Below are 4,913 nucleotides of genomic sequence, written 5' to 3'. Positions count from 1 at the left end.
TATGAATTAAGGCGCTTACAGCATCTCTAGAATATCCAGAGATATCTTGATCCTCATAATACAGACCATATGTAATTGTGCCATCTGTAGGAATTAAGCTACAACCACTAGTAAATAGACAAGAACCGATTAATACTGTACATAATAATTGTTTTAAGTTCATCATTATATCTTTCAAATAAAATTCGAGAAAATTTCGTTCAAAATCATCTAATTATAGCATAATTCGACATTTCTATGTGATACAATAATAGCATAGTGTTAGTAAAAGGATTATATATGTCACAGTCTAAAGAAGAGAAAAAACATTTTTATTTGCGTCATAATGATGCATTAATGAACAGTACAAAATTATCTATGAAAGCCAAACAAAGTATTCTACTTTCAAAGGCTGAAAATACGGTAAATGCTTATGAGTCAGATTGGGATGATTTTGTCGATTGGTGCAACTACCAAAAGGTATCCTATTTCCCAGCAACACCAGAAACTATTGTCAATTATATTAACGACCTGGCAGATTATGCAAAGGCTAATACAATTGCTCGCCGTATTAGTGCTATATCAGAAAATTATAATGCTTCTGGCTCTAGAGAAAATCCATGTATGTCCCCTCTTGTAAAACAAGCCTTAAGAGGAATACGACGTTTAAAGGGAACATTTCAACAAGGTAAAACACCTATTTTACTAGATGATATAGAGGATATTTTGGAATGTATAGACTCTATCGATATTCCCAAAATTCAAAAGCTTAGAGATAAGGCTATTTTACTTATTGGATTTATGGGCGCCTTTCGTCGTAGTGAAATTGCAGCGTTAACAGTGGAAAATTTAAAGTTTTCTCCACAAGGTTTGGAGATCTTTATTGCGTCCTCAAAGGCCGACCAAGAAGGTCAAGGTGCTATTGTAGCGATTCCAAGCTTACAAGGTTCACCTCTTGATGCAGTACGAGCTTTAAAAAAATGGCTTACCGCTAGCGGTATTACATCAGGACCTGTTTTTAGAGGTTTTACTAAATCAATGTCTTTACGAAAGACTGCTATTTCTGATAAGTCTATTGCAGAAATTGTAAAGAAGTATACCTCTCTTATTGGACTTGATCCAGCTATGTATGGCGCTCATAGTTTGCGACATGGCTTTGCTACAACTGCAGCGGCTTATGGTGTTGAAGAACGTAATATAATGCGTCAGACACGCCATCATAGTGTAAATATGGTACGCCGTTATATTAATGAAGCGAATAAATTTGTCGATAATCCAATATCTACAATTTTTGAAAAACGGTTTAAATAAAACTTTATAACGAAAAATGGCTAGTATGGATTACTTTTTATTAAAGATAATCTATACTAGCCATTTTCATATATATTTAATTTTGAGCCATATAGTCCATAGCTCGTGTTGGACTATCAGTTTTATATACAGGAACTTTAATTTTAGTTCCTGGTGTCAATGTTCCAGAATCAGAAATATTATTTATTTCTTTTACTGTATGAACTACTTCACGAACATCCATATTAGATCCAGTAGAACGAGATGCAATATCCCATAAGGTATCTCCGGACTTTACTGTTACCTCTTGTACACTTTGCGATTCCATTGCTGGAGTTGTTTGTTGATAGCCTATTACCATTGCAAAGCATATACCAAGCATAATCATAATGTGTTTCATAATACATTACCTCTTTTATATATCGAACATAAAATTCAGAACATTTGTTTGTTTACAATAAAATAATAGCACACAAACGGATGTTCGGTCAAGTAATTCAAGAACAAATGTTTGCAAAAGTATGAAAATCCTTATATAATAAGCATATAAAGAAAATAATTATAGTATACACTTTTACATATCCTATTTTTGGTACATATATGGAGGTTCCTGTGAGACGCCCAGCTACAGATATTAATACAAAACAACGTCGTATATTAGAGTTTATTCGAGATTCTTTACATAATGAATATCGTTGCCCTACTGTTCGTGAAATTTGTGCTTATGTAGGTCTTAGTTCTACGTCTACTGTTCAATCACATCTAAATACATTGGAAAAATTTGGGTATATTAAACGTGATCCTAATAAGAACCGGGCTATTACGATTTTAGATGATAATAAACCTAATATTTCTGTTTCCAAGGATAATAATGAAACGACTAGTTCTGATAATTTTGAATTCCTTGGTGCTGGATTAAAACAAGTGCCTCTTATCGGTACTGTACAAGCAGGTACACCAATTACAGCGGTTGAAAACTTAGAGGCTACATTGACATTACCAGTTCAACTTACAGGCGATTCCGATTGCTTTATGCTTCGTGTTCAAGGTGAATCGATGATGAATATCGGTATGTATGAAGGCGATATGTTAATTGTACGCCATCAAAATACAGCTAATAATGGTGATATTGTTGTGGCTCGCATTGATGATGAAGCAACTGTAAAACGTTTTTATAAAGAAAATGGTCATATTCGTTTACAACCTGAAAATGATAACTTTGATTCTATTATTGTGGACGATTGTCATATCGAAGGTCTTGTGATTGGGTTAGTACGAGATAGAATATAAGATATTGGTAACGTATGTAATAAGTCCCCATTTACTGGAGAACCAGTAAATGGGGACTTATTGTATATTGCCGTTTTTGTTTATGATGAAATTTTATCTCTACGTATACTAGCGAATATAGCGCCTGATATGTTATGCCATACACTAAAAATAGCACCCACAAGAGTTGCTAGTGGATTTAAAGCAAAATTAGTTGCTGCTAACGTAACGGCTAACCCACTATTTTGCATACCTACTTCTATTGCTAATGCAGTGGTTTTATCGTATCTTAATTTAAGCATTTTTCCTGCACATAAGCCTAATAGTAATCCTAAGATATTATGTATACCAACAACAACAAGTGTTAGTAAGCCAGAAACTAATAGTTTGTCCCTATTAACTGCAATAATGGCCGCTATTAATAATATAATAGCAATTATTGAAAATATAGGACTTATGCTGGTTAATGTATTAATATTTGATTTACAAACATATTGAATGACACCACCTAATAAAATTGGTACAATAATGACTTTCACCATTGTAATCATCATAGGTAGCAATGCAACATCTACCCAAGCACCGCCAATATATAAAATTAATAATGGTGTTACAATGGGAGCTATTAATGTCGATGTAATTGTCATTCCTACTGATAGAGGTACATCACCTTTAGCGATATAGGTAATAACATTACTAGCTGTTCCTCCAGGACAACAGCCAACTAATATAACCCCAATTGCAATATCTGGAGGTAAGGTAAATGCATGGCAAATTCCCCATGCTAACAAAGGCATAATTGTATATTGTGCAAGAACACCGATACAAATATCTTTTGGATGTCTAAAAATATTACATAGATTTTCAAACTTAATAGTGAGACCCATCCCAAACATAGCGATGCCAAGTAAAAATGGTGTATAAGCTATAGCCCATGTAAAATATTCCGGCACCATATAAGCCATACATGAAAAGCCAATAATTAGGACCATTAAGTATTTGGAAATAAAATGAGTTATTGTTTGTAAAGAGTGCATAACTTCTCCTCTCTAATTTGCATCGAAAGAGAAGTTATCGATAAGGCGTGTAGAGCCAATATATACAGCCATAGCGACTAATACTGGAGCTATAATCTCTTGAACTGGTTGCATTGTAATAGCATCAACAACTGAGATATAATCTATTTTTGCTAATGGCTCTGTATTAACTATGTTTGTCATAACATTAATGATACTATCAGCAGAGGCTCCACGATTAATACATTGTTTTCCTTCTTGAATAGCTTTATATAATATTGTAGCAGCTTTTCGTTCTTCACTAGATAAATATGTATTACGAGAAGATTTTGCTAATCCATCGGATTCACGAACAATTGGTACTCCAATTATATTGACCGGGAAATTTAAATCAAACACCATTTTACGAATAATGGCTAATTGTTGTGCATCCTTTTCACCAAAGTAAGCATTGGTAGGTTGGATTATATTAAAGAATTTTGCGACAACAGTACAAACCCCTTGAAAGTGAATGGGTCTACGAACGCCACACAATGTATCAGATAATTCAATAATATTTACAAAAGCCTTTTTATCATGATACATTTCATTTGGACTAGGCATAAATATTAAATCAACGTCATGTGATTCACATAATGTTTTATCTCTATTTAAATCACGTGGATAGGAACTTAGGTCTTCATTTTCTCCGAACTGAATTGGATTAACAAAAATAGATACCACAACTTTGTCATTATTTTTTCTCGCTTCATCAATTAATGCAGCATGACCATCATGTAAATATCCCATTGTAGGAACAAATCCAATTGAATACCCTTGTTTTTTCCAAGTGTTTATAGTATTTCGTACTGCTTCTATTGTAGTTAAAATTTCCATAAGAATTCCTCCGTTTTTGTAAATGTGAAGATAGTCCTATACAGTCTACTGTAATTCGATCAATGACAATTATTGTTGATCAACTAATAAACCATGTTTTTCATAGTTTTTTATATGACTTATCTTGTTCTTTTCATCTACAAATACAACGAGAGGCTTATGGCTCTCAACTTCAGTTTCATTATATGCCGCATAACACATGATAATAATTTTATCATGTACTTGTACATGGCGTGCAGCAGCACCATTCAAACATATAACGCCACTACCGGATTCTCCAGCAATCGTATATGTATTAAATCGTGCTCCATTATTAACGTTTACAATTTGAACTTGTTCATATTCTCGTATGCCAGATGCATTCAAAAGATCTGTATCAATAGTAATGCTCCCTACATAATCAAGTTCTGCTTGTGTCACAGTAGCTCTGTGAATTTTACTTTTTAACATTGTTAGTTCCATGTTAAACTCCTTGTGTTTTAA

The 4,913-nt window shown here is 33.4% G+C and carries 6 protein-coding genes; 2 read left to right on the top strand and 4 right to left on the bottom strand.

Annotated features, from left to right (window positions below; translation table 11 throughout):
* Window positions 1-279: 279 nt before the first annotated feature.
* On the top strand, window positions 280-1,290 hold the full coding sequence (locus RYP29_RS08205) for a site-specific integrase (protein ID WP_302411447.1): 1,011 nt from the start codon (window positions 280-282) through the stop codon (window positions 1,288-1,290).
* A gap of 76 nt (window positions 1,291-1,366) precedes the next feature.
* On the opposite strand, the gene RYP29_RS08200 is transcribed toward RYP29_RS08205, so the two are convergent.
* Complete coding sequence (locus RYP29_RS08200) at window positions 1,367-1,669, bottom strand: LysM peptidoglycan-binding domain-containing protein (protein WP_311533022.1); 303 nt, start codon at window positions 1,667-1,669, stop codon at window positions 1,367-1,369.
* A gap of 212 nt (window positions 1,670-1,881) precedes the next feature.
* Between RYP29_RS08200 and lexA the strand changes: the two genes are divergently transcribed.
* Entirely contained in the window at window positions 1,882-2,559 is a 678-nt protein-coding gene (gene lexA / locus RYP29_RS08195) for a transcriptional repressor LexA (RefSeq protein ID WP_311533021.1), read from the top strand.
* Between the two features lie 80 nt (window positions 2,560-2,639).
* Here the strand turns inward: lexA and RYP29_RS08190 are convergent, their stop codons facing one another.
* From RYP29_RS08190 to panD, 3 genes are all read right to left on the bottom strand, one after another.
* Complete coding sequence (locus tag RYP29_RS08190; RefSeq protein ID WP_311533020.1) at window positions 2,640-3,575, bottom strand: bile acid:sodium symporter family protein; 936 nt, start codon at window positions 3,573-3,575, stop codon at window positions 2,640-2,642.
* Between the two features lie 12 nt (window positions 3,576-3,587).
* Window positions 3,588-4,430 carry a pantoate--beta-alanine ligase gene (panC, locus tag RYP29_RS08185; protein ID WP_311533018.1) on the bottom strand — a complete coding sequence of 281 codons (843 nt, stop codon included), beginning with the start codon at window positions 4,428-4,430 and terminating at the stop codon, window positions 3,588-3,590.
* Between the two features lie 69 nt (window positions 4,431-4,499).
* A complete protein-coding gene (gene panD / locus RYP29_RS08180) occupies window positions 4,500-4,892 on the bottom strand; it encodes an aspartate 1-decarboxylase (protein ID WP_311533017.1) in 393 nt (130 codons plus the stop codon).
* Window positions 4,893-4,913 lie beyond the last annotated feature (21 nt).

It is taken from the genome of uncultured Veillonella sp. (assembly GCF_963534045.1).
GTDB lineage: Bacteria > Bacillota > Negativicutes > Veillonellales > Veillonellaceae > Veillonella.
This window is presented reverse-complemented; position numbering and strand designations above follow the sequence as displayed.